The 25854-nt window shown below is 34.4% G+C and carries 22 protein-coding genes, 1 tRNA gene and 1 pseudogene; 19 read left to right on the top strand and 5 right to left on the bottom strand.

Going from position 1 to position 25854, the window contains the following annotated elements:
• Positions 1-75 precede the first annotated feature (75 nt).
• Positions 76-1488 (top strand): efflux transporter outer membrane subunit, encoded by a 1413-nt coding sequence (locus tag ACZZZA_RS01410; RefSeq protein WP_463429485.1) that lies wholly within the window; start codon positions 76-78, stop codon positions 1486-1488.
• Positions 1489-1544: 56 nt separating this feature from the next.
• Here the strand turns inward: ACZZZA_RS01410 and ACZZZA_RS01415 are convergent, their stop codons facing one another.
• Entirely contained in the window at positions 1545-2141 is a 597-nt protein-coding gene (locus ACZZZA_RS01415) for a SixA phosphatase family protein (RefSeq protein ID WP_463429486.1), read from the bottom strand.
• Between the two features lie 99 nt (positions 2142-2240).
• Positions 2241-3162: pseudogene (miaA, locus tag ACZZZA_RS01420) on the bottom strand (tRNA (adenosine(37)-N6)-dimethylallyltransferase MiaA).
• Positions 3163-3593: 431 nt separating this feature from the next.
• On the opposite strand from miaA, the gene ACZZZA_RS01425 reads away from it, so the two are divergent.
• From ACZZZA_RS01425 to ACZZZA_RS01460, 8 genes are all read left to right on the top strand, one after another.
• Positions 3594-4451: a YicC family protein gene (locus tag ACZZZA_RS01425; RefSeq protein ID WP_463429487.1), complete on the top strand. Its 858-nt coding sequence runs from the start codon at positions 3594-3596 to the stop codon at positions 4449-4451.
• A 95-nt stretch (positions 4452-4546) separates the two neighbouring features.
• Positions 4547-5110, top strand: coding sequence for a guanylate kinase (gene gmk, locus ACZZZA_RS01430; RefSeq protein ID WP_463429488.1), 564 nt, complete (start codon positions 4547-4549; stop codon positions 5108-5110).
• Positions 5111-5208: 98 nt separating this feature from the next.
• Positions 5209-6228 (top strand): quinolinate synthase NadA, encoded by a 1020-nt coding sequence (nadA, locus tag ACZZZA_RS01435; protein WP_463429489.1) that lies wholly within the window; start codon positions 5209-5211, stop codon positions 6226-6228.
• Positions 6229-6290: 62 nt separating this feature from the next.
• Positions 6291-6935, top strand: coding sequence for a hypothetical protein (locus ACZZZA_RS01440; protein ID WP_463429490.1), 645 nt, complete (start codon positions 6291-6293; stop codon positions 6933-6935).
• Entirely contained in the window at positions 6929-7315 is a 387-nt protein-coding gene (gene folB, locus ACZZZA_RS01445; protein ID WP_463433713.1) for a dihydroneopterin aldolase, read from the top strand. The genes ACZZZA_RS01440 and folB overlap by 7 nt, the downstream gene beginning before the upstream one ends.
• Positions 7316-7343: 28 nt before the next feature.
• Positions 7344-8705: a DUF4403 family protein gene (locus ACZZZA_RS01450; protein WP_463429491.1), complete on the top strand. Its 1362-nt coding sequence runs from the start codon at positions 7344-7346 to the stop codon at positions 8703-8705.
• A 33-nt stretch (positions 8706-8738) separates the two neighbouring features.
• Positions 8739-9245, top strand: coding sequence for an RDD family protein (locus ACZZZA_RS01455; RefSeq protein WP_463429492.1), 507 nt, complete (start codon positions 8739-8741; stop codon positions 9243-9245).
• Between the two features lie 49 nt (positions 9246-9294).
• A tRNA-Cys gene (locus ACZZZA_RS01460) sits at positions 9295-9365 on the top strand.
• Positions 9366-9468: 103 nt separating this feature from the next.
• On the opposite strand, the gene ACZZZA_RS01465 is transcribed toward ACZZZA_RS01460, so the two are convergent.
• Complete coding sequence (locus ACZZZA_RS01465) at positions 9469-9759, bottom strand: DUF3817 domain-containing protein (protein WP_463429493.1); 291 nt, start codon at positions 9757-9759, stop codon at positions 9469-9471.
• Between the two features lie 169 nt (positions 9760-9928).
• Here ACZZZA_RS01465 and ACZZZA_RS01470 point away from each other — a divergent pair, with 169 nt between their 5' ends.
• The 8 genes from ACZZZA_RS01470 (at position 9929) to ACZZZA_RS01505 (ending at position 19233) form a co-directional block, all read left to right on the top strand.
• Positions 9929-10459, top strand: a complete 531-nt coding sequence (locus ACZZZA_RS01470; RefSeq protein WP_463429494.1) for a glycine zipper family protein — start codon at positions 9929-9931, stop codon at positions 10457-10459.
• Positions 10460-10514: 55 nt separating this feature from the next.
• Positions 10515-12152: an LIC_10190 family membrane protein gene (locus ACZZZA_RS01475; protein ID WP_463429495.1), complete on the top strand. Its 1638-nt coding sequence runs from the start codon at positions 10515-10517 to the stop codon at positions 12150-12152.
• 50 nt (positions 12153-12202) lie between these two features.
• Positions 12203-13273 (top strand): chorismate synthase, encoded by a 1071-nt coding sequence (aroC, locus tag ACZZZA_RS01480; protein ID WP_463429496.1) that lies wholly within the window; start codon positions 12203-12205, stop codon positions 13271-13273.
• Between the two features lie 18 nt (positions 13274-13291).
• On the top strand, positions 13292-13855 hold the full coding sequence (locus tag ACZZZA_RS01485) for a thioredoxin family protein (protein ID WP_463429497.1): 564 nt from the start codon (positions 13292-13294) through the stop codon (positions 13853-13855).
• Positions 13852-14391 (top strand): TlpA family protein disulfide reductase, encoded by a 540-nt coding sequence (locus tag ACZZZA_RS01490; protein WP_463429498.1) that lies wholly within the window; start codon positions 13852-13854, stop codon positions 14389-14391. Before ACZZZA_RS01485 ends, ACZZZA_RS01490 begins: the two co-directional genes overlap by 4 nt.
• 83 nt (positions 14392-14474) lie before the next feature.
• Positions 14475-14819 (top strand): YkvA family protein, encoded by a 345-nt coding sequence (locus ACZZZA_RS01495; RefSeq protein ID WP_463429499.1) that lies wholly within the window; start codon positions 14475-14477, stop codon positions 14817-14819.
• A gap of 161 nt (positions 14820-14980) precedes the next feature.
• Positions 14981-16354, top strand: a complete 1374-nt coding sequence (pyrF, locus tag ACZZZA_RS01500) for an orotidine-5'-phosphate decarboxylase (RefSeq protein WP_463429500.1) — start codon at positions 14981-14983, stop codon at positions 16352-16354.
• 59 nt (positions 16355-16413) lie between these two features.
• Positions 16414-19233, top strand: coding sequence for an aminopeptidase (locus tag ACZZZA_RS01505; protein WP_463429501.1), 2820 nt, complete (start codon positions 16414-16416; stop codon positions 19231-19233).
• A gap of 54 nt (positions 19234-19287) precedes the next feature.
• On the opposite strand, the gene ACZZZA_RS01510 is transcribed toward ACZZZA_RS01505, so the two are convergent.
• The gene (locus tag ACZZZA_RS01510) at positions 19288-20148 is read right to left on the bottom strand and encodes a lamin tail domain-containing protein (RefSeq protein WP_463429502.1); all 861 of its coding nucleotides are present in this window, start codon (positions 20146-20148) and stop codon (positions 19288-19290) included.
• 226 nt (positions 20149-20374) lie between these two features.
• Positions 20375-21364 carry a T9SS type A sorting domain-containing protein gene (locus tag ACZZZA_RS01515; RefSeq protein WP_463429503.1) on the bottom strand — a complete coding sequence of 330 codons (990 nt, stop codon included), beginning with the start codon at positions 21362-21364 and terminating at the stop codon, positions 20375-20377.
• Positions 21365-21549: 185 nt separating this feature from the next.
• On the opposite strand from ACZZZA_RS01515, the gene ACZZZA_RS01520 reads away from it, so the two are divergent.
• Complete coding sequence (locus tag ACZZZA_RS01520; protein WP_463429504.1) at positions 21550-24747, top strand: hypothetical protein; 3198 nt, start codon at positions 21550-21552, stop codon at positions 24745-24747.
• A gap of 88 nt (positions 24748-24835) precedes the next feature.
• The gene (gene dusB / locus ACZZZA_RS01525) at positions 24836-25831 is read left to right on the top strand and encodes a tRNA dihydrouridine synthase DusB (protein ID WP_267607924.1); all 996 of its coding nucleotides are present in this window, start codon (positions 24836-24838) and stop codon (positions 25829-25831) included.
• Positions 25832-25854: the final 23 nt, after the last annotated feature.

Genomic DNA, 25854 nt, shown 5'->3' on the forward strand with positions numbered 1-25854 from the left:
AATATTTTCTCCTACTAAAGACAACTTTGCTTAGCACTCAAAGTTTTGTGATCAATTAAATATCATATTTTAATTATGAAAAGAGTAAAAAATATAATCATGGCTTTTGGGATTGCATTAGGTGCAGTTTCCTGTGTACCGAAATTGGCGTATCAGGAAACGAAACCCGAACTTCCCGAAACATTCAAATACACTGCGACCGCAGACACCGCAAGTATAGCCAACCTGCAATGGAAACAGTTTTTCAGCGATCCCATTTTACAGGATTTAATAGAAAAAGGAATTAAAAACAACTACGATTTACAAATTGCTTTAAAACAAGTCGCTTCTTCACAGGAAAAACTGAAACAGGCAAAATACCTTCAATATCCTGATGTTGGTTTCGGAGTTTCTGCGCAGATTTCAAAACCGTCAAAAAACAGCATGAACGGACAAAGCTTAAATTTATTTTTAGGTCAGGATCATGTTGAAGATTATAATGCAGCCTTTAATTTATCTTGGGAAGCAGATATTTGGGGGAAAATAAAAAATCAGCAGGAAGTTTCTAAAATGCAGTATCTGCAGACCTATGAAGCAACAAAAGCCATTCAGACACAAGTGGTTGCTGCTATTGCTCAGGGTTATTACAATTTATTGATGCTTGATAAACAATTACAGATTGCAAAATCAAATTTAGACTTGAGCACCAGTACCCTTTCTCTTACAGAAAAATTGTGGCAAAGCGGCGATACGACTTCTTTAGGAGTTCAGCAGGCAACCGCTCAGAAGCAATCGACAGAACTTTTGATTACCCAGCTGGAACAAAATATTGCCATCCAGGAAAATGCTTTGAGTATTTTAATTGGTGAAAATCCAAACAAAGTCAACAGAACGATAGAAATGTCTGACACTTCTTTACCACAGGATATTTCAGCAGGACTTCCTGCAGCGATGGTGAGCCGTCGTCCGGATGTTCGTCAGCAGGAATTGGTTTTATTGGAATCTAATTCAATCGTAGGAATTGCTCAGGCAAATATGTATCCTGCATTGAAAATCACAGCAAACGGAGGTGTCAATTCATTTAAAATTGATAATTGGTTTCAGATTCCGGCATCATTGTTTGGTTCTGTTTTAGGAGGATTAACTCAGCCGATTTTTCAGAAAAGACAGCTGAAAACAGATTTGAATGTTGCTAAAATTCAGAGGGAGAAAAACGTTCTAGCGTTCCGTCAATCAGTTTTGAATGCTGTAGGAGAAGTTTCTGATGCATTGGTTTCTAACGAAAGCTTAAAAGTTCAGGAACAAAAAGCCAGTGAACAGGTGACAACTTTAAAAAACGGAATCAAAAGTGCCGAAATGCTTTACAAAGGTGGAATGGCAAATTACTTAGAAGTGATTACAGCTCAGGGAAATTCTTTACAGGCTGAATTGAATCTTGCGTCTGTGAAAAGACAGAGATTAAGCAGTATTGTAGATTTGTACAGAGCTTTAGGAGGCGGTTGGAAGTAGTAAATTAATTATATTGTTTGAAGTGCGGTCTTTAGGGATCGCATTTTTCTTTTGAATTATGGCGTACTTTTTCCAAATTTTTTCTGAACAGCAGAAACCGTTCCCGTAACTGAAGAGTTTTTGATCACAAATATATTGTCAAACTGAGCATCGTTGATCTTTGCATCTATGTTATTATTGCTTAATATTTTTACCATCTCAGGAATTGTATTGGAATGTCCTGCAATGACCACCACTTTTCCCCGATTCTGCGCAAGAATATTCTCAATGAGTTGTCGTGGAGTTTCTCTGGGCGAATATTCTTTAACAGAAATTTTTTTTTCTGCCGCCAACGGAGCAACTGTTTGATGGGTACGATTAAACGGAGTCGTAAAGATCGCATCTACATGTACATTTTTTAATAAATTTTTCAATTCTTCCGCTCTCATTTTTCCGTCAGCACTTAAGTCAGGATCATTTCCGACATTTTCTTTTTCAGCATGACGCAACAAAATCAATATGGTTTCGGTACTTTTTATCTGTGATTGTAGAGGAATCTCTAATAGATTTTCAGAGTTTAACGAAGCAGCAGTCTTGATCTCCTGGCCAGAAATTCTTATGCCTATTACAAAAAGGATAACCAGCAATAAACTCGAAATAGATTTTTTCTTCATGACGTAATTTGCTTAAAATTAATAGAATACTAATGTTTTCCAGGTAAATTTAATAAAGAAAAGTCGGATAAATCATTTTCTAAAAGAAGAAAAATAAAATTATTTGCTTTTTTGTGTAACAATATATTCAATCAGGTTATCAAAATCTTGTTCAGAATATCCCAACTGCAAATAACGAATATCATCTGCTTTTCGATACCATGTTAATTGGCGTTTTGCATATCTCCGGCTGTTTTTCTTGATTTCAGAAACGGCAAATTCCAGATCCCATTCTCCATCAAAATATTTGAATAATTCTGCATAGCCAACCGTGTTCAAAGCGGTCAAATGTTTAAATTTCTCTAAACTTTTTGCCTCTTCCAACAAACCATTTTCCATCATAACATCTACTCTTCTGTTGATTCTGTCATACAGTTCCTCTCTCGGAGCTTCAATTCCGATTCGGATAACATTAAAATCTCTGGAATCTTGTGAAACAGCAATCAACTCAGAATATTTTTTATCCGTTTGCCAGATGACATCAATAGCTCGTAAAAGCCTTCTGTGATTATGAAAATCTACGACTGAAAAATATTCAGGATCCAATTCTTTCAGCATTTCCTGAAGTTTCTCAATGCCTTCATGATCCATGATTTTCTGAAGTTTTTCCTGATTTTCTTCATTGGCTTCAGGCAAATCATTCAGACCTTCAATAACTGCTTTTTCATACATCATACTTCCGCCAACCAAAATGACGGTATCGTATTTTTCAAAAAGTTCGTTGAGTTTTCTTAAAGCATCTTCCTCATATTGTCCGATCGAATAATATTCCTGAACCGAAAGATTTCCTATAAAATGGTGAGTTGCTTCTGCCAGTTCTTCTACAGACGGAGAAGCCGTTCCGATGATCATTTCTTTAAAAAACTGGCGCGAATCGCAGGAAACAATTTCTGTACTGAAATATTTTGCCAAGTCAATTGCCAATCTCGTTTTTCCAATTCCGGTAGGTCACTACAACAGAAATCAATGTTTTATTTTTCACTTGGCTAATTTACGAAATTGCGTGTATTTGTATTTTAAATTTTAAATCCCAAATCGAAAACAAGTAGAGTACTTAAAAATGAATAAGTATCCTTAATGCATTTTTTTTGTATTTCGAAAATAAGTGAAACGGCTTTGTTTAACTTATTTCGGCTTCTTTTGAATAATTCTTTGTTTTTCCTTGCGTTTTTTTTAACCGCAAAGAAAAACAAAGTTGTTGGAATGAAAATGCTTTCATCAAGATATACAAAGGCATTTCATTTAACAAAGAAATACAATTATTCTGATCGTCAAATATTTGGAACTAGCTGCAAAATATCTAACGGGTTTAATAACAGATTTTCAATTTCATAATACTGACTTAAAGCAAAAAATTAATTGCTAACAGCTACTTACACTTAAATGTTTATCTTTGTACGACAATAAAAAACTATGATTTTATCAATGACCGGCTTCGGTAGAGCCGAAGGTGTTTTTGAAGGAAAAAAAATTTCGATCGATATTAAATCATTGAACAGCAAGAGCTTTGATTTGAATATTAAAATTCCTTTGCGTTACAAAGAAAAAGAATTTGAAGTAAGAAAAATTCTAAACGATAGAATCATCCGCGGAAAGGTAGATTGCTATATTAATCTGGAGAATCTTGAAGAAACCAATGATGTGAAAATCAACAGAAGTTTAATCGATTCTTACATGAATGAGCTTAAAAAAATCGCCTCAGACGGACCAGATTTTGAATACCTCAAAATGGCAGTAAGACTTCCGGATGCTATCACTTCCAGACCAGACGAACTGAATGAAGGCGAATGGGATGCTTTGGCTAAAATTGTCAATGCTGCAGTTGATAAATTTCAGGAATTCAGAAAAACGGAAGGAAATATTCTTCACGAAGAGCTGGAAAGAAATATTAAAAATATCGACAAATATCTTTCACAAGTTATCCCTTATGAAGAAGTGCGAATCAATGCGGTGAAAGAACGTTACATGAAAACTTTAAAAGAGTTTGAAAACGTTGACGAAACAAGATTCTATCAGGAAATGGCTTATTTTACTGAAAAATTAGACATTCAGGAAGAAAAAGTAAGACTGTCCCAGCATTTGAAATACTATTCTGAAGTGATGGAAAATGAAGATTTTAACGGGAAAAAATTAGGATTTATTTCACAGGAAATCGGAAGAGAAATCAATACTTTAGGTTCCAAAGCCAATCACGCAGAGATTCAAAAACTGGTCGTGATGATGAAAGATGATCTGGAAAAAATAAAAGAACAAACGTTAAACGTGTTGTAAACAGTTATAAGTTATTAATGATGAGTTATAAGTTGCTTGTTGTACACTTTTCGAATAACTCATCATTCATAACTCATAATTCATAACTAAAAAACATGAATAAAGTTATCATATTTTCAGCGCCGTCGGGAAGTGGAAAAACAACATTGGTAAAGCATTCTCTGGAAGCCATTCCTGAACTGGAATTTTCCATCTCATGCACTACGAGACAGCCGAGAGGAAGTGAGATACATTCCGTTGATTATCATTTTATTTCACCTGCTGAATTCAGACAAAAAATTTCTGAAGATGCTTTTGTAGAATTCGAGGAAGTATACACCGATAAATATTACGGAACTTTAAAATCTGAGGTGGAAAAGATCTGGAATCTCGGAAAAGTTGTTATTTTTGATGTAGACGTAAAAGGCGGAATTTCATTAAAAAAATATTTTGGTGAAAAAGCATTATCAATATTCATAGAACCACCTTCCATTGCTGAATTGGAAAGAAGACTGATCACACGAAACACTGATGATGCCGAAACCATAAAAACCCGTGTAGAAAAAGCAGAAGAAGAGCTTACCTACGCAATAGAATTTGACAAAATCGTGATCAACAGCGATTTAAGTGAAGCAAAAAAAGAAATAGAAAGTTTAATAAAAAATTTTATTGGGAGTTAAAGGCTGGATGATTTGAGTTGGAAGTTTGAAGTGTAACATCAAAATTCTAATTTCTAATTTCTAACTTCTAATTTCTAATTCTAAACACTAAGGCTGAAATGAGCACAGAAACATTAGACAAAGCAAAATCAAATCTTCCGGTAAAAGGATTTTTAGATTTGAAAGATATAGCGATTCCTCAAGGGGAAGATCTTGTGAAAGCAATTCTCCAACTGAAAGAAGAAAAAAATGCCGTTATTTTGGCGCATTATTATCAACCGGGAGAAATTCAGGATATTGCTGATTTCCTGGGAGACTCTCTTCAATTGGCAAGACAGGCAAAAGATACAAATGCTGATATGATTGTATTCTGCGGAGTACATTTCATGGCAGAAGCTGCAAAAATTCTGAACCCCACCAAAAAAGTTGTTCTTCCGGATACGATGGCAGGATGTTCTTTGGCAGACGGTTGTTCAGGAGAAGGTTTGAGGAAAATGCGTGAGCAACATCCAAATGCTTTGATTGCAACTTATATCAACTGCAACGCCGAAACAAAAGCAGAAAGTGATATCATTGTTACCAGTTCAAATGCTGAAACCGTGATTGAAGCTTTACCAACAGACCGACCGATTATTTTTGCTCCGGATAAAAACTTGGGAAGATATTTATCTCAGAAAACGGGTCGTGACATGATTCTCTGGGACGGAAGCTGTATTGTACACGAAGCATTTTCTATGGAAAGAATTGCAAAACAACTGGCAGAAAATCCTGATGCTAAATTGATTGCACACCCTGAAAGTGAAGAAGCTGTTCTTAAATTAGCACACTTTATCGGTTCGACTTCTGCTCTTCTGAATTTTGTTGAAAAGGACGACTGTCAGAAATTCATTATTGCCACTGAAGAAGGAATTCTTCATGAAATGAGAAAGCGTGCGCCGCATAAAGAGTTGATTCCTGCTTTGGTTTTTGACGAGAGCTGTAACTGTTCAGAATGTTTTTACATGAAACGAAATACAATGGAAAAACTGTATCTGTGCATGAAATATGAACTTCCTGAAATTATCATTGAAGAAGAGCTTCGACTGAGAGCACTAAAGCCTATTGAGGCAATGCTTGATCTTTCGAAAAGCATCAAATAATTTAAAAGCGGGTTTTTACTCGCTTTTTTAATTAAAAATATAGTTTCACAAAACCCATAAGTATGAAGGAAATTGACATTACTAAAGAAATTTTACCCTTAGAATTGGATTCACTTTTTGACACTGCTGAATATGAAAACTATGGGATTTTTAAAACTGATAAAATTTTATTTGAAAATAACTTTGTTGAGTTTTACTTTACAATTAAAATTTTAGAAGGATTACTAGATGAAGGAGAAGAAAATTATCAATGGAAATTAAAAATAACAAACTGTAAAGATTATCATATTGAAGACTCAACGAATGTTGAGGCATTTATAACTATTTTTTCAGACCATATTCTTTTATCGCATTACAAGAAGAATTGGAAAGATCTATATTTTAAAAATTTAGGTAGAGATTATGAAAAACTCTTTGTGGATTTTTATAACTTACATAGTTTTACATTTGATAATTTTATTTTACCTGAAAAATATACGACAAGTAAAAATTTACAGAAATTAATATGTTATGAAAATGGGTTATTTGCTCGGGGTCCAGAAGATATTTTAGATTTATACTTTAATATTCTTTCCAAATATGGAAAAGAACCTTACTACTTTCAACAAACTAAAAAAGTTGATGAAAAAATAAGCAATAATTTGAAAATTATATTCCTTGGAAATAATTATTTTATTGCTGAACAATTAGAATTTGAAAAATTATGAGCAAAATATTTTTAGAAGACATAAAAATCTACGCTTATCACGGCGTTCTTCCGGAAGAAAATATCATCGGAACATATTATATTTTAAATGCAGAAATTCATACGGATCTTTGGGATGCAGCAGCTTCTGATGACCTGAATGATACCATTAGTTATGCAGATATTAATGAAATCATTCATAACGAAATGAAGATTCAATCTAAATTACTTGAGCACGTTGCAGGAAGAATTATTACTAAAATCAACGAGAAATTTAACCAGATTTCTTATATCAAACTAAGAATTACCAAAACTAGTCCGCCCATGAAAAGTGAGCTTAAAGGCGCAAGCATTGAGCTCGAAAAAAGCTTTTTACTAGGCAGAATTACAGAAAATGAGTAATTTTTCCATTAAAAAAATTAAAAAGACAGTGAAAATATTTAATATTCTATTTTTATTACTCTGCATTGGTATTTTTGGGCAGAACGCAACGCCGAGTGCTGCTGTTTACAATTTTCCTAAGATAAAATCGAGCATTACAATGCCTGTGACAATTCCTTTGTCGGAAATCAGTAATATGATTAATGCTTCTGTGAAAGACCTTATTTTCCAGGATGATTCTTATACCGATAACGATAATGACCAATTTAAGGTAAAAGTTTGGAAAACCCGACCTATACGACTCGTTGGAGATGCCAATCAAAATATTCTGATTGAAGTTCCTTTAAAAATCTGGGCAGAAAAAGGCATCGGAACTTTGGGAGTTTATACCTACCAAGAGACGACTTTTGAAACCGTAATGTATTTTAAAACAGCATTAAGTTTTAAAAACAACTGGTCGATAAGCACTTTTACACAACCAATGGGCTTTAAATGGGTGAAAAAACCTGTTCTCGATTTCGGAAAAATTGAAATTCCTATTACTTCTTTGGTAGAAAAAAGCCTGAAAGAGCAACAATATAAATTCTGCAAAACCATTGATCAGCAGATGGCTTCACAGCTGAACTTCCAACAGTATGCAGTTTTAGCGTGGAATGCTTTTTCGCAACCTTTCAATATTTCTGAAGAATATAATACCTGGCTGAAAATTACTCCCATTAATGTCAATATTACTCCACTTAAATTCTACGGAAATCAAATTGATACCAATATTGGGATTGATATCTTCTCGGAAACCTTTACGGGAACGAAACCTGAAGCCTCACAACCTGCAAGAGCTGTAATGGATTTTAATTTTATTCCTCTTTTAGCAGATAAATTTGTGCTGCAGACCACTGCAAATATTCCTTTTTCTGAAGCGACAAATATTGCCAGAAAAACTTTTTTGAATAAAGAATTTGACATCAGAGATTCTAAGGTGAAAATTTCGGATATCAAAGTATATGGCGAAGCAAACCGAATTATGATAGAAGCTGACACAGAGGGTTATGTTAAAGGAACGGCTTTCATTTCGGGGATTCCTGTTTACGACGAAACTAAAAGAAAAATAGTACTTTCAGACACAAAATTCAAGCTTAAAACAGCCAACATTCTTCAGAAGTTAGCAATTTCTCTTTTCAAAGGAAAAATCGTGAAAATGATAGAAGACGAATATGGAATTCCTACTACGGATCTAGAAACCTCTTCGAAGAAAAGCATCGAAGAAGCCTTCAACAAAGAATATTACAAAGGTCTGAAAATGAGCGGAAAAGTATTTAACTTAAAACCTAATCAAATTTTTCTGAACCCATCCGGAATCACCGCTGTGATTGATACCAACGCAAATCTAAGATTTACGTTAAAAGGATTTTAAAATTGTTATAAAACTAAAAACCATAATTAAACCATGAAAAAACATTTAAAAATCATTGAAAACAACAAAGCTTCAAAAGGAATAAGATTCGTCAATTTTATTATCGACAGAATTTTCATATACTTATTTTTCCTTTTTGGTTCATTTTCTGTTTTGCTTTATGAGCTTTTCAACATCGAATCTTTGATTAAAATAACCAATCAACTTGCTCAAATGACCAGATTTCAAGATATTATAGTTACTTTAACTGTGTATTTACTATATATTTTTTTGACGGAATACTTTACCAAAGGGAGAACTTTGGGTAAATATATTACAGGAACAAAGGTTGTAAGTATTGACGGAACAAATCCTAGTTTTCAGGAGTACTTAATAAGAAGTGTTTCGAGAATCGTGCCTTTTGACGGTCTGTCATTTTTTGGAGAAAACGGTTGGCATGATACCTGGAGTGATACCAGAGTAATCAACATCAAAAATTATCAGGCTGAAAGACAGACGAAAAGCGAGATAGACAATCTGGGAAATAAAGAAATAGCCTAAAAAATTTGTTTAAATTAGAAAATCCTCTATATTTGCATCACTAAAAAATGGTACTTTGGCCGAGCGGCTAGGCAGTGGTCTGCAACACCATCTACAGCGGTTCGAATCCGCTAGGTACCTCACAAAAACCCTATTCTACTGATCATTCAGAGTTTAGGGTTTTTTTATCACTTTTAGAGATGCTTTATCAGAAAAGCACCGACAATGATTTGTTTTGACTGAATTACACGTTTTTCCCGTACTCTTTCTTTAATTTTTTATCCAAAATAAAAGGAATAAAAGGCAATACTGATCCAACAAGATAAATAAAAACTCTTTTCAAACTCCATTTATACTGAAAAGTTGCTATAATTAAAACCACCATGAATACAAGAAATAAAACTCCATGTATCCAACCAAAATATTTTACAGGTTCAGGAATATCAAATATATACTTCAGTGGCATTGCAACGAAAAGTAAAATAAGATATGAAACACCTTCAGTAAGAGCTATTTTGCGATATGTAATAAGCATATAATAAGTTTAAATTAGGATTCCTAATTTACTATTTTTAATGCGTCTTAGGACCCTGCAGCAATGAATTATCAAATTTTAACATTTCATTAACTAAAACTTGGCTTCATAATTGAACATACCACACAAGACAACCTTAAAGTTGCTTAATTATTAAAAAATTTGAGTTATGAAAAATATATTGTTAGCAGGAGTTTTGTCGGTGATTACACTGACTGCCTGTAAGAAAGACGATCAAGTTGCAGAAAAATCTCTCGAACAACAAAAAATAGAATTTCAGGCGAGACAACTTGAGATTGAAAAACAAAAACTCTCCATAGAGAAAGAAAGATTTGCTTACGAAGCACAAAAAAGAACTGACAGTTTAGCTGAAGTTGAGAAAGCTAAAACAGCTGCAGCAGCCAAACCCCAGGTTATTAGAGAAACAAGAACAATTTACAGAGATAATCAGTCTTCTAATAACAATGTTGCAAGTAACAGTGGAAGTTCATCTCAAGGGACGACAACACAGAAAAAAGGAATCAGTGAGGCTGCAAAAGGTACCGCAATTGGTGCAGTGAGTGGAGCTGCATTAGGAGCTATTGTTAATAAGAAAAACCGTGGCGGAGGTGCAGTAGTAGGTGGAGTTATCGGTGCTGCGACGGGTTATACTTTAGGTAGAGCTCAGGATAGAAAAAGCGGACGTGTTCAGCCAAGATAATTAAATCAATTTCATATACATAAAAAGATTGCTTATTTTTAAGCAATCTTTTTTTATGCTTTTTATTCTCTACACTACAATCATCATCATTCCAACACTTCTAGGTTGCGGAAAATTTTTTGAGATTATTTTCAGAACACAAATGTTCGAAGGTGTTTCTGCAAAAATGATTTTGGGAATTTTTGGAATTAGTATCATCTGGACTGGTCTTTCTTTTTTTACTTCCTTAAATTTATTTGTAGAAATCCCAACAATTTTATTGGGTCTGTTCTGTTTTTTCATAGAAAAATTATATTTGAAATTGTATCAATTTTCGAAAAAAGAATACATCTTTTTATGTATTAGTATAATCGTAATTTTATTTTGCAGCTCATTCTACCCATATATATTAGATCACTTTGGATATTATATTCCCAGCATACAATGGTTAAAAGAATATGGTTTGATAAAAGGAATTTCAAATTTAGATCTTGTTCTCGGACAAATGTCGGTCTGGCATATTTTTCAGGCAGGATTTTCAAATTTTGCCGATCCTTTTTTAAGAATAAATGCGGTTTTGCTTGTTGTTTATATTATTTATATTACAGAGAAAAAAAGCTGGATTCAATTGTGTTTTCTTCCCATTTTGCTTTTGTTTTCACAATCTCCAAGTCCTGATTTACCGGTGATTATTTTTTCTTTAATTCTTTTAAATGAAATATTATCCGGCAATAAAAACATTTCTCTACTGTTTGCATTTTCTACTTTCGTTTTTGCGATAAAACCAACAATGATCTGGCTACCGATTTTAGCATTCCTCTACGCTGTCTTTATAGTAAAATCTTCATTTAAAACTTTAATTTCGGGCATATTTATTCTGTCATTATTTGTTATAAAAAACATCTGGACATTCGGCTACCCTATTTTCCCGGTATCATTGATCGATTTTAATTTTAGCTGGAAACCTAATGCAGAATTATTAAAATCATCATCAGAATATGCTATTTTAAAAACCTTCGACAATCAATATTCTTACACAGAAATTCAAAAATTCACAACATTCGATTACATTAAAAATTGGTTATTTCTTAATGGAATTAAATCCTTCATCAATATTTTATTTATTTTAAGCTTAATTGTTTTTACCATTTTTACTGTCATTAACAAAAACAAAATCATCACCTTCATATGCATTTCATTAATTATAAAAAGTGCTCTGGTTCTACTTTTTTCAGCGCAGTACAGATTTTTTATGGATGTGTTTTTTGTAATAATTTTTGTCATGTTTGCCAGGTATTTTACGAAAAAAATATCAATGGCCGTTTATGCAGTTTTGAGCATGATTTTCGTAAGCTTTACAGCTTTTCCATCTTTCGTTGCCCAATTCATCCCGAGTTATAAAATGTCATCTTTTATGGGGAAATTAGAATGGAAACAATTGTACAAACCTTCTACATACGAATACAAAAAATACCATTCTTTTGAAACCGGAAATCTGAAATTTAATGTTTCCGAAAAATATCCTTTTAACTTTGACACGCCTATTCCCGCAATTTCTGAAAGTTTTATTTTTGATTATCAAAAAGCAGGAATCTTTCCCCAATTAATTGACAAAAATGACATCCGTAAAGGTTTTATTTCAAAAAAAATGACTCCAAAAGAACAAAAACAGGTTGAGAAAGTCACAGAAAAAATCAAAAACTCCTATAAATAGTATGTGTTTAAAGACTTTAATATCTGAATAAAAATCGGTAATTTTGTGCTATGTTCAATACTTTAGGGAATCTGCTCAGCCTTACGACTTTTGGTGAAAGTCATGGTTTGGCATACGGCGGAATCATCAATAATTTTCCGGCAGGTCTGGAAGTCGATGTAGACAAAATCCAATACGAACTTGACCGAAGAAAACCTGGTCAGTCGGCAATCGTTACACAAAGAAAAGAAAGTGATAGCGTAAAATTTCTTTCAGGAATTTTTGAAGGGAAAACGACCGGAACTCCAATTGGTTTTATAATCGAAAATGAAAATCAGAAGTCGAAAGATTATGATCACATTGCACAATCATATCGCCCGAGTCATGCAGATTTTACATACGACCAAAAATTTGGAATCCGTGATTATCGTGGCGGCGGAAAATCTTCTGCCCGCGAAACCATCAATTGGGTTGTAGCAGGAGCTTTGGCAAAACAGCTTTTATCTAATATTGAAATTAATGCCTACGTTTCTTCTGTGGGTGAAATTTTCTGTGAAAAACCATATCAGGCTTTAGATTTTTCTAAAACCGAAAGCAATGAAGTTCGTTGTCCAGATACAGAAATTGCCGAAAAAATGATTTCAAAAATCAAGGAAATTAAAAAAGAAGGCAATACAATTGGCGGTACAATCACTTGTGTTATCAAAAATGTTCCTGTAGGAATAGGAGAGCCTGTTTTTTCTAAATTGCAGGCAGAATTGGCAAAAGCAATGCTGAATATCAACGCATGCAAAGGTTTTGAATACGGAAGCGGTTTTTGCGGTGCAAAAATGACCGGAAGCGAACATAATGATGAGTTCAATACAGACTTTACCACAAAATCTAATCTTTCCGGTGGCATTCAGGGCGGAATTTCAAACGGAATGGATATTTATTTCCGGGTAGCTTTCAAACCCGTGGCGACCATTTTAAGACCTCAAGACAGCGTTGATAAGGACGGAAATGCCGTAACTGTAGAAGGAAGAGGCAGACACGATCCTTGCGTTGTACCGAGAGCTGTGCCGGTTGTCGAAAGTCTTGCAGCATTTGTTTTAGCCGATCTTTTTCTGATCAACAAAACGAGAAATTTAAATCATTTTTAAACATAAATATTTTAGGTAATGCAAAATTACTGGAACCAAGCAATCAACTTCGAAGAATATCTTCAAATTGCCCATCAGAGACTCAATAATCCTGACAATGAAAAAGATATTGAATACAAACCATACTACGAACTTGGCATTCAGAGAATGGACAGAACGCTGAAGAAATTTGTAATTGACGAAGAACAGCTGACCCAATTAAAATCAAAGAATTTTGACGGAAAGATTTTAATTATTTCTGAAGCCTGGTGTGGAGATGCAAGCGCAACCGTTCCTGCTTTGGTTACATTTTTTGAAGGTCAGAACGAAGTGAAAATTTTCCTGAGAGACAGCGACACCAGTCTGATTGATCAATTTTTGACCAACGGCACACAATCTATCCCGAAAGTTATTATTTTAGACGAAAATTTTAATGTAAAAGATTCTTGGGGACCTCGACCAAAATATGGTCACGAATTGCTACTGAAATACAAAGCTCATCCTGAAGAATATACCAAAGATCAGTTTTACAATGATCTGCAGGTGTATTATTCCAGAAACAGAGGGAAAGATTCTATTCAGGAAATTTTAGAATTATTATGAAAAAACTAATTACTTACATTGTTGTTCTTGTCGTTTTAGGAACTATTTTTCTTGTTCCGGGAATCAGAAATACTTTGAAAGATCTGTTCTTGCCGGTTGCAACCATAGAAAGTGCCGTACATATTGAAGCTGATGATTACGATATTGATCTTCAGGGGATTAATGTTCCGAGCACGAATATGAAAAATTTCAGAAATAAACCTGTTTTTTTGAATTTTTGGGGAACGTGGTGTCCGCCTTGCAGAAAAGAATGGCCTTCGATCCAAAGATTATATGACCGAAGAAAAGAAAATATTGATTTCGTTTTAATTGCGATGAAAGATGAAGAAGCAACGGTAAGAAAATTTTTAAAAGAAAACAATTACACTGTTCCCGTTTACATTGCTCAAAGCCCAATCTCTGAAAAATTACTTCCGAAGGTATTTCCTACAACCTTTCTACTCGATCATAACGGAAGAATTCTCATCAAAGAAGATGTATCAACTGATTGGGATGCAGAATCAATCCATCAGTTTATTGATAATATTATTAAATAACTTTAACTTAAATTTATAATTCCTTGGTACAGAATTTGTGAAGTATAAAGAGTTTAAAATTAGTCACATAAAACAAACACAAAATGAAATATTCAAAAATTAATTTAGCAAAGCAGGCAATCAGCCACAAGGGATTTGTAAAAAAAATACCGGACATCTTCAGAATGGTGAATTTGTGGAGGAAAGGTGAATATCCTGTAAAATCAATTAATCTGATACTGCCGTTAGTGGGTCTTCTTTACGTAATTTCACCCATTGATATCATTCCGGATTTTATAATCGTAGCAGGAGTTTTAGACGATATTGCGGTATTATCTTTTGCCATTCCTAAACTCATCAGAGAGGTAGATAAATTTTTACTTTGGGAAGCTGAACGAAAATATGGTACAGAAGGATCAAGAGTAATTGATGCCGAGATCATTAACTAAAATTAAAACCATTCTTAACAGGATGGTTTTTTTACATTAATTAAAATCGCTATAATTCCGTAAGAGTTAAGAGCATTGCAAAAATCACAATTGACAATTTGCACATCATATTTCTCTGTTCCCTTTCAAATCCTTAAATTTGCAACATCTAATAAAAAATAATGGAAAGTAAAAAAGAATTCTTTTTGGAGTGCTATAAACTCGGCATCATCAAATTCGGAAGATTTACCTTAAAAAGCGGGATTGAAAGTCCGTTTTATGTAGATTTACGACCTTTGGCTTCAGATCCTAAAATTTTGAAAAATTTAGCTAATTATTTATTGGAAATGCTTCCATTGGATAATTTTGATCTGATCTGTGGAGTTCCTTATGCAGCACTTCCTATGGCTACAGCAATGTCTCTGGAGAGTTATATTCCATTAATTATTAAAAGAAAAGAAGCCAAAGAATACGGAACCAAAAAAATGATTGAAGGGATTTACCAGAAAGGACAAAACTGTCTTTTGGTAGAAGACGTGATTACTTCCGGAAAATCTTTGGTAGAAACGATAGCTGAAGTTGAGCAGGAAGATCTTAAAGTTGCTGACATTGTTGTCGTTTTAGACAGAGAACAAGGCGGAAAACAGCTTCTGGAAAGTAAAGGCTACAGAGTTCATACCCTTTTCAACATTTCGGAAGTTTGTACAATTCTTCAGGAAAACGGAGAACTTTCCGATGATGAAGTTAAAAGAATTCAGGATTTTCTACAGGGAAATCACATTCAGTTCGAAGAAAGAACAAGACCTTCTTATCAGGAGAAATTTGAAAATGCACAGCATTCTGTTTCAAAAAAATTATTAGAGATTGCTTTGGCAAAAGAATCAAATCTTATTGCTTCGGCTGATGTTACAACAACTCAGGAATTGCTGGAATTGGCAGAGCATGTAGGGCCACATATTATCGCTTTAAAAACACATATTGATATTATTTCTGATTTTGATTATCAAAATACCATCGTACCATTAAAAGAATTGGCTTCAAAACACCAGTTTTTATTAATGGAAGACAGAAAATTTGCAGACATTGGAAATACGCAGGAGCTTCAGTTTACAAGTGGCGTTTTCAAAATTACAGATTGGGCAGATTTTGTGACGTCTCAGTTGATTGGCGGTTTTGAATCTTTAGACTGTTTCAAAAATGTAGGCGTAGTTGCGATCATCGGAATGTCATCAAAAGGAACTTTAACAACAAACAGCTACAGAGAAGAAGCTTTAAAAGTTGCCCTGTCACATCCCAACGTAATTGGCGGAGTGTCTCAGAATCAGCTTCCCGAAGACATGTTATTGTTTACTCCGGGCGTAAATCTTGCAGACTCCGGTGACGGAAAAGGTCAGCAATATAATACTCCGGATCATGTTTTTAAAACTCTTCATACAGACTTCATGATTGTAGGAAGAGGAATATACAAATCTGAAAATCCTGGAGAAGCTGCTATAACTTATAAAAATGAGGGTTGGAAAGCGTATTTGAATTCTTTGCAAAAAAATGCAATTTAGCCGTAAATTCATATTTAATTATATCTAAAATAAGTTATATTTGATACTTTATCATCATTTTGAAAAAGTTTAGCATTTGTCTTTTTTTGTTTTGGGGAGTTGTGCAGATTTATGCACAGAAAGACAGCATTTCGGTTGCTGCAAAATTATCTCAGGACAAAAAATTCTTAGACGTTAATCAGGAAATTATTTATCATAATCATTCTGAAAAACCCTTAGACAGTATTAAACTTCTCAATTGGGTAGCTGCGTACAATAAGAGAGAAACTTCTTTGGTCTACAGAAAACTTGAAGACCGAAATAACAGTCTTCACTTTGCAAAGCCCGAATTATTAGGTAAAATTTCAGGTTTCAAAATTAACAGCGAAAAGAATCAGCTGGTTTCTGTAAACAGTGTTTCTGAAGAAAATTTGTTTTTTGTTTTAAATCAGCCTTTAAAGGTTGGTGAAAGCATCAAATTAGAATTACAATATCAGATTCAGCTTCCTGATAAAAAATTTACAGGTTATGGAACTTCTGAGAATAATATCGCTTTAAAATATTTCTTTATTGTTCCGGATCACTTTGATCCGGGCAATATTTCTAAAAGGGATTACCTGGACATTGAAGAATCGGTGAATTTTAACACCCATTGGAAGTTTGATTTTGAAGTTCCTGTCAATTATTTCATGGCCGGTAATCTTCAGCAGACAAGTATCAATTCTTTTGATGGATATTTAGATTCTGATCCTGAATTTGTGATTTCACCCAACCAGTTTCCAACGATTAAAGTAAATACTGAAGAGATTCAGACCGAGATCAAATTCGGCTATACGATCAGTCCGCAGGAGATTCAGAATCTGGAGTTTTTCCTTCCGCTTCATTTAAAATTCATCAAAGAGAAAATAGGTTTTATCCCACAAACTCTTTTTATTTCAGATAAATTCAGAGCTAAAGAAGATTTTTTCGGAAATAATGACATCAGCTTCTGGAAATTCAGGTTTAAATTATTCACAGATGCGGAAAAGGTTGACCTCGATTATTTCGGAATTATTACCAAAAAAATTCTAGACGAAAACATCATTACTGACAAACAAGACCATCATTGGTTTAAAAACGGACTGAAATCTTATCTCGAAACTCAATATCTGAAAAAATTCTACGGAGAAACCAAACTTTTAGGCAATCTTCCCGAAACCAGTGTTTTGGGAATCAAACCTTTAAAATGGTTCCATGCATCGGATGTAAAGTTACTCGACCGATATGGTCTGGCTTATCAATATATTATGTCTCAAAATCTTGATCAGAAAATTGATGAACCTTTTTCTGAACTGAGCAATTTCAATGATATGGCGATCAGCAGCTTTGAAACGGGGAGCCTTTTCAGCTTTTCTGCTGACAAAATGGGTGAAGAAAATTTTAATAATTTAGTTAAAAAATATATTGCAGAAAACAGAGATCAGGAAATCAATCCTGAAGAATTTCTGAAACAGCTTTCAGAAAAAGAACCTTCTACGGATTATTTAACGGAGTTTTTGAAGCATAAAAAAAGAGTTAATTTTAAACTTAAAAATTTTAAGGCAAAAGATGACGCTCTGCAAATCAATATTGCAAAAAATACAGATGATGCTATTCCTGTAAAACTTGAAACCCAGACAAGACAAGGCGAGCGACAATCATACTGGATAGAAACTGAGAAAAATGAAAGAAAAAAAACTGTAAATCTTCCTGCTGAAAACATCTATAAAATCACTCTGAATAATGATTACATTTTTCCGGAATCCAATTACCGGGATAATTTTTTATACACAAAAGGTTTATTTTCAAATTCAAAAAAAATTAAATTTAAATTTATAAAAGATATTCCCAATCCTGAGTTTAATGAAATTTACCTGAACCCAAGAATCAGATTTACCAATACCTATGACAAATTTCTGATCGGTATGAATTTTAAAAACCAGTCATTGTTTGATCAGAAATTTCTGTATTCCATCACTCCCTCTTTCAGTACAGGTACTGGAAAACTTACCGGTTCCGGAGCTGTTGCCTACTCGTTTCTTCCCGCTGAAAGCATCGTACAAAACCTTACGTTCGGCGTTTCCGGATCCTATTTTCATTATGACTTTGATCTGGCGTACCAAAAAGCTTCTTTATATTCAAATTTGAATTTCAGAAAAAACCCACGGAGTACAGTGAGCCAGGGAATCAGTCTTTCATACAATTATTTTCAGAGAGATCTGAATGCCAAGATGATTGCAGAGCGTGATTATGATAAATATAGTCTTTGGGCTTTAGGTTATGGGTTTGCCGATAACCAGATGATTCATGAGAAAAGCTTCAGCATCAGTACACAGGCAATGCAGGATTTTAATAAAATTACAGGTGAGGCATTTTACAGATGGGAATTTGCCCCTAGACAAAAATTGAGTCTGAGATTATTTGCCGGATATTTTGCAAGAAACGAAACGAGAAACAATACTTTCGATTTTGGAATTGCCAGAGTTTCAGATTATTCTTTTTCTTATAATCTTCTTGGGCAGAGTGCAACGGGTGGAATATTGTCTCAGCAATTTATTTTGGCAGACGGAGGTTTTAAATCATTTATTCCGGGAACGGTTAATCAGTGGATTACCTCATTCAATGTTGACACCAGTGTCTGGAAAATTTTCCATTTGTATGCAGATGCAGGATTTTATAAAAATAAAAATAAGCCCACACAATTTATTTGGGATAGTGGCGTGAAAGTAAGGGTAATTCCTGATTTTCTTGAAATTTATTTCCCTGTACAATCTTCTTTAGGTTTTGAGCCCGGTTTTAAAGATTACGGAAAACGCATCAGATATACGTTGATTCTTAACCTGAGTACAATCATTAATGCTGCGAGAAGAGGTTGGTACTAAATAAAAAACAGCTATCCAATGACAGCTGTTTCATATGAATGTTAATTAAAATGATTAATCTTTCGAAATTTTCTGAGAAACCGGTTGGTTATTCACCATTCCTGTAACGATATAGTTACCTTTTTGCAGTTCAGCAATATTTAATGTCGCTCCTTGTTTTACTGAAGCTGTTTTCACGATCTGTCCTGACAAACTGTATATTTTTACATCTTTTACATCGGCTCCAAATATTATTTCTTCATTTTTAACCAATGAGTTTCTGATAAATTTGCCTCGTGTTGTATTATTAGACACATCAGATACAGCCAATGTTCCGGATTGCGGACTTGCTAATGAGACTGTAAAATCAATAAAATTATTATTGGTATCACCGGAAATTCTGCTAATTGAATTCAGGATAGTAGGCGAAGGAGCTGCTGCTGTTCCCTCATACTGATTTGCAAGACCATAACCTACAAAGTCTAAAACGTTTGATGCTGTTGGACCTGTAACTTGAGTATTGTTACTTGCCAAGGCCACTTTTCCTGAAGTAAGACCGATCGCCAAACCAACTCCTAACAATCGACCGGAACCATCAAAATTGACTACTACATCTACAATTAAGTTAGGATTAACCAGGTTGATCAATCCCGGAAGACCATCGGAACCTTCCTGAATTAGATAAGTCTGTCCGGGACTCAGTGTAATATTTGGTATTGTATGATATTGCGAAAAACCGCCAGTAGTTGAGCCATACTGTATTGTCGCTCCATTCAGAGACGCTGAAGTCGGACCAATATTTTTCAGTTCTATGAAATCATTTGCCAGCGTTGCTCCTAAAAGTCCGCCACCGGTATAAATTTCATTAATTACAATCTGAGCATTAGAGAATGCTGTTATCGAAACAAGTCCGATAAAAGTAAATACTTTCTTCATAATGATAATATGTTTTGGTTTGTTTAAAATTGCAGCAAATTTAATACCAATATCATAAATTAAAGTTAATATTGTTAAATATTTGTTAATCTAATTTATCTATCATTTTTAGATTTTTGTTACATAAAATTTATAATCTAATTAAAATGACTTTACAATAGGACATAAACAAAAACTGCCATTTCAATGAAATGGCAGTTTTTTATGGTTAAAGAATTAATTCAGACTAGTCTTTCAAAATTTTCTGAGAAACCGGTTGATTATTTACCGTTCCTGTTACGATATAATTTCCTTTTTGCAATTCTGCAACGTTGATTGCAGCACCTTCTTTTACCGAACCAGTTTTTACAACCTGACCTGTCAATGTATATACTTTTACATCTTTCACATCAGCTCCGAAAGTAATTTCGTTATTTTTAACGAAAGTATTCTTGATGAAGTTTGATTTTGATTTGTTGAAATCTGAAACCGCTAAAGTAGCAGATGGCGCAACTTGTGCCCATGTTGTACCTATTCTTAATTCATCAATTTCCACACTTGGGGTTTCAGTAGCACTATCTTGTCTGAACATAAATCCTGAAATAGAGGTCAAATCTGTACCTGTATGACTATCAGTAATAGTTGGTGTAGGTTCAGTAGATCCGCCAGTTACAGGATTAACCCATAATTTAACCGTATCATCGCTTGTACCTGCGCTGTTAAATGTATAAGCAACTACAACTAAATATGTTTGATTGACACTGTAATTACCTGTCCAAGTTGTATTTGCCGCAGTACCTGTTCTTACTTCTAATCCAAACTGTAAAGTATTATCATCTACTCTTTTTGTCCATAATGAACCACCAAAATTAGTAGCATTCTGATTGAAGTATGATAAATAACCTCCATTAGCCTCTGTAACTCCTGCCATAGAAATCGGCTTTATTAAAAAAGAATAATACATAGTTCCTGCACTTACAGCATTAAGAGTTAAACCTGTATCAATACCTGCACCTGCAAAACTAATTTTATTTCCTGTTGACGTAGGTAAAGAAGTAGAAGTTAAATTACCAGAAACAATTGCTATATCATCACCTGAATTTGCAGCCGTCCATCCATTTTGAGTTTGCAAGGCTGTTCCTGTGTAAGCAAAACCATCATAATACGGTAGTGAAGTCTGAGCTTTCGAAATTGTACTTAATACAATAACACCTAAAATTGTAAAGATTTTTTTCATAACTTAAATTTTTAATTATTAATAATTTACCATGCAAAATTAGAGGATAATTTTCATTTGAAACAATATTAAGGTTAATTTTCTGTTAATAATGCTAAAAGCCCTATCACTCACATTTTTTAGTTATTTTTACCAATTATTTCAAAAACTTGCGGAATTCTGTTCTGATATTCTTCGTTTTGATTATGGGCTTATCTTTTAATAATGCTCAAATTTTCTCGTGGAAAAATCCCAACACTCCCAAAGACAGCATAAAAAAAGACAGTATTCTCGCAGCAAGGCTTGAACAGGACATTTTTGCAAAAGATACTATGGATTTTGTGAAGATGAGCAACCGGGTTATCGTTGATGAGGCTGTACTTGCAAAAAATGATAAAAAGAGATTTTTAGGTGAACTTAACTCCAAAGGTTCAATTATTCGCGGGATTACTTTTGGTAACAATCAGGGGCAATCTGTACAGAGCTCGATGGATTTGCAGATTTCCGGAAGATTGTCGAAAGACGTTACTATTTTAGCGAGTATATCAGATCACAATTTACCCATTCAGGCAGATGGATATACGCAAACACTTGAAGAATTTGACAAGATTTATATGCAGCTTAATATTAAGGATAAATCAATCCTCAGAGCAGGGCATCTGGATCTTTTAGACGATAAAAATTACTTTGCAAAATATCAGAGACGAAGCATGGGACTTCAGTTTCAGACACAATTCGGGACTGAAAACAAAACCTTTGTAGATGTTTCTATGGGCGTTGCAAGAAGTGAGTTTCACAGAATCCGTTTTCAGGGGGTGGAAGGAAATCAGGGTCCTTATCGTTTGACAGGGAAAAATGGTGAACAGTTTATCACGCTGATTTCCGGATCTGAGCAGGTATTTATTGACGGTATATTAATGAAACGTGGTGAAAACCAGGATTATATCATCAATTACAATACGGGTGAGGTTACTTTCACCAGTTTCCGTCCAATTTTTCAGCAGAATTTTATTACGATTTCTTTTAATTATACCAATAGAAATTATTCCAGATATTTATTTACCGGAAAGCTGGAGCATCAGCGGGAGAAATTCAGAATTGGGCTCAACTGGTTTATGGAAAACGACAATAAAAATGCACCATTAGCTTTAAATTTATCCAAAGAAGACGAACAGATTTTAGCCGATGCAGGAAATGATCCCAATCTCATGTATGCACCTTCCGGAGTGGTCTCAGAATACGATGTAAACAAAATTCTTTATAGTCTGGTTCAGGATCCAAACGGTAATTATTATCAATATTCCACAGATGTCACTCAAACATTGTATGCTGTTTCTTTCACTTATTTCGGGGTCAATCTTGGAGATTATAAACTCACACAAACTACCAATAACGGGCGGGTTTTTGAGTATGTAGGACCCAATGCGGGAGATTACCGAGCGGTGAGAAAACTACCGTCACCACAGAAATCTCAGGTCTATACTCTAAACTCCGAATATCTTTTAAAAGACGGAAAAATAGGTGCCGATATTTCTCTAAGCAACTATGATATCAATTTATTTTCTTCAAAAGATTCTGATCAGAATTTAGGATATGCAGCAAGAATTTTCGGGAATAAAACATTTACAAAAAACAGCTGGAGAGGTACACCAAGTTTCGAATACCAATATATCGACAAGCAGTTTCACATTCTTGACCGAATCAACGATGTCGAATTTTCTCGGGATTTTAACTTAGCCCAGGAATTCAGCGGAAGAACACAGAATAGATTTATTTTTAACTTCCTGAATAAATGGAGCAATAAATCTGCCTTGAACTATCGTCTCAATTATCTTGACGAACAGGATTCTTATAAAGGAATTAAAAACGATCTGGATTTCAGCTGGATTAAAGGAAAATTTCTTACTAAAGGGAATTTATCTTATCTGGATACCAATGCAACCCTACAGGATACAAAATTCATACGTGGTGGTGCTGCAACAGAATATACCGGCGCAAAAGGAAGTTGGGCTTTAGGTGGAAGCATGGAGCATAACGAAAAGAAATTTAATGAAACTCAGTTGATGGATGTCACGAGTTTCAGCTGGAAAGAATTATTTGTGCAAAAGAAAATTGGTGACAGTGCCAGAACTAAACTTTTGTCTAAAATGTACATCCGGGATAATGACTCAGTGCGTGATAACAGACTTCAGAACATGAACAGGATTTTAGGTTTCATGGCAGAAAGTCAATTGATTAAAACCGAGAAAACCAGTTTAAATGCATTAATTCACTACAGAAAATTCTTCTACAAAAATGAGGATGTAGATATGAATCAGAATAAAGATTTTGTAGTAGGAAACATTCTTTACAATCAGCAGTTATTTAAAAACGGAATGCGTTTACAGGCTTTCTATGAATTGGGCAACGGACAGGAAGCACAACGTGAATTTCAATATATAAAGGTAACGGATGGGCAGGGAGTTTACAAATGGACTGATTATAATGGTGACGGCACACAGCAGCTGGATGAATTTGAGATTGCCGAGTATTCAGATTTGGCGCAATATATAAGGATTTATACAAATTCTGTTCGGTATATTCCGTCCAACAAAAACAAATTGCAGTTGGCATTATTTGTTAATCCTTCTATTATATTTAATTCTGAAAATAAATTTTTAAAACGCTGGAATTTCAATGTATCACTTAATTCTCAAAATTCTTATTTCAAAAGAGAGAAAGTTTTGGTACTGAATCCATTTGAGAAAAGTGAGGATCAGATTCTCAAAAATCAGAATATTTTGGCATCCGTTCAGTTTAATCCCACCGAAATATCCGGCTGGAACGGAAATTACCGTTTTATTGCCAACGACAACCTTATCAATGCCAATTTCAGTAACGAAGAGAGAAACCAGACTTCCCATTTTGTGAACCTCGGATATTGGTTTAATAAAGAATTCCGTGTTGATTGGGAAAACTCTGTTCATGATCTGCAAAACTCTTCACAGGTCTTTGCAACCAGAGACTACAGACTGAATAATTTTGAAACCAAGCCGAAAGCGACTTACAAATTTACAGATGCGATACAGGCAGAATTTTCTTCCGCTTACCGTGAGAAAAAACGTGTAGACGGCGAAGAACTTCTGAAGGCATTTGATATCACAGGAACGCTTCAGTGGGAACGTAAGAAAACTTCCATTAGAGGAAATTTCTCTTTCATTAATAATGATTTCACCGGAAACAATTTCAGCATCGTCGGAAACCAAATGCTTGACGGCTTGAAACCCGGAAAAAACCAGGTCTGGAGTGTATTTATTCAGCAAGCGATCAATTCATTCTTACAATTAAATCTTAATTATGAAGGAAGAAATTCTGGTGATCGTACCATTCATATCGGAAGTATGCAGGTGAAGGCGAGTTTTTAGTGTTTTAGAGAAAATGACTTTTTATCTTAAATAATTACTATAGAAAATTTCAAAATCTTTAAAGTTTAGAATTTCGTAAATTTGCGCCATGATAAAAATAGGCAACATAGAACTGCCGGAATTTCCGCTTTTGCTTGCACCCATGGAAGACGTGAGTGATCCGCCATACAGAAGACTGTGTAAATTGCATGGTGCAGATATGATGTATTCAGAATTTATCTCTTCTGAAGGCTTGATTCGTGATGCGATGAAAAGCCGAAAAAAGCTGGATATTTTCGATTATGAAAGACCTGTAGGAATCCAGATTTTTGGTGGTGATGAAGAAGCGATGGCAATGTCTGCAAGGATTGTAGAGACTGTAAACCCAGATTTGGTAGACATCAATTTTGGTTGCCCGGTAAAAAAAGTGGTTTGCAAAGGTGCAGGAGCAGGAGTTTTGAAAGATGTTGATATGATGGTTCGTTTAACGAAAGCCGTTGTAAGTTCTACCAGTCTTCCTGTGACCGTAAAAACCCGTTTGGGATGGGACAGTAATTCTATCAATATAGATGAAGTTGCCGAACGTCTTCAGGAAACAGGAATTAAAGCTTTAACGATTCACGCAAGAACGCGCGGACAAATGTATAAAGGTGAAGCCGACTGGGAACACATCTCAAGAATCAAACAAAATCCCAATATTGAAATTCCGATTTTTGGAAACGGTGATATCGATTCGCCAGAAAAAGCTTTGGAATACAAAAATAAATATGCGTGCGACGGAATTATGATCGGTCGTGCTGCAATTGGTTATCCATGGATTTTTAATGAGATTAAACATTTCTTTGCAACCGGCGAACATCTTGATGCTCCTACGATTTCAGACCGGCTTTTAGCAGTTCGTCAACACGCTGAGTGGAGCGCAGAATGGAAAGGCGAAAAACTAGGATTGATCGAAATGAGACAGCATTACAGCAATTATTTCCGTGGAATTCCTCATTTTAAAGATTTCAGAAGAAAATTCCTTGAGGTATATTCTTTGGTAGAAATGGATGAAGTGATCAAAGAAACTGAAGGATTTTATGCCGAATATCAAGCACAGGTTTAAGCAATATTTACATTGATTTTAAA

Source organism: Chryseobacterium sp. AC405b (genome assembly GCF_979258685.1).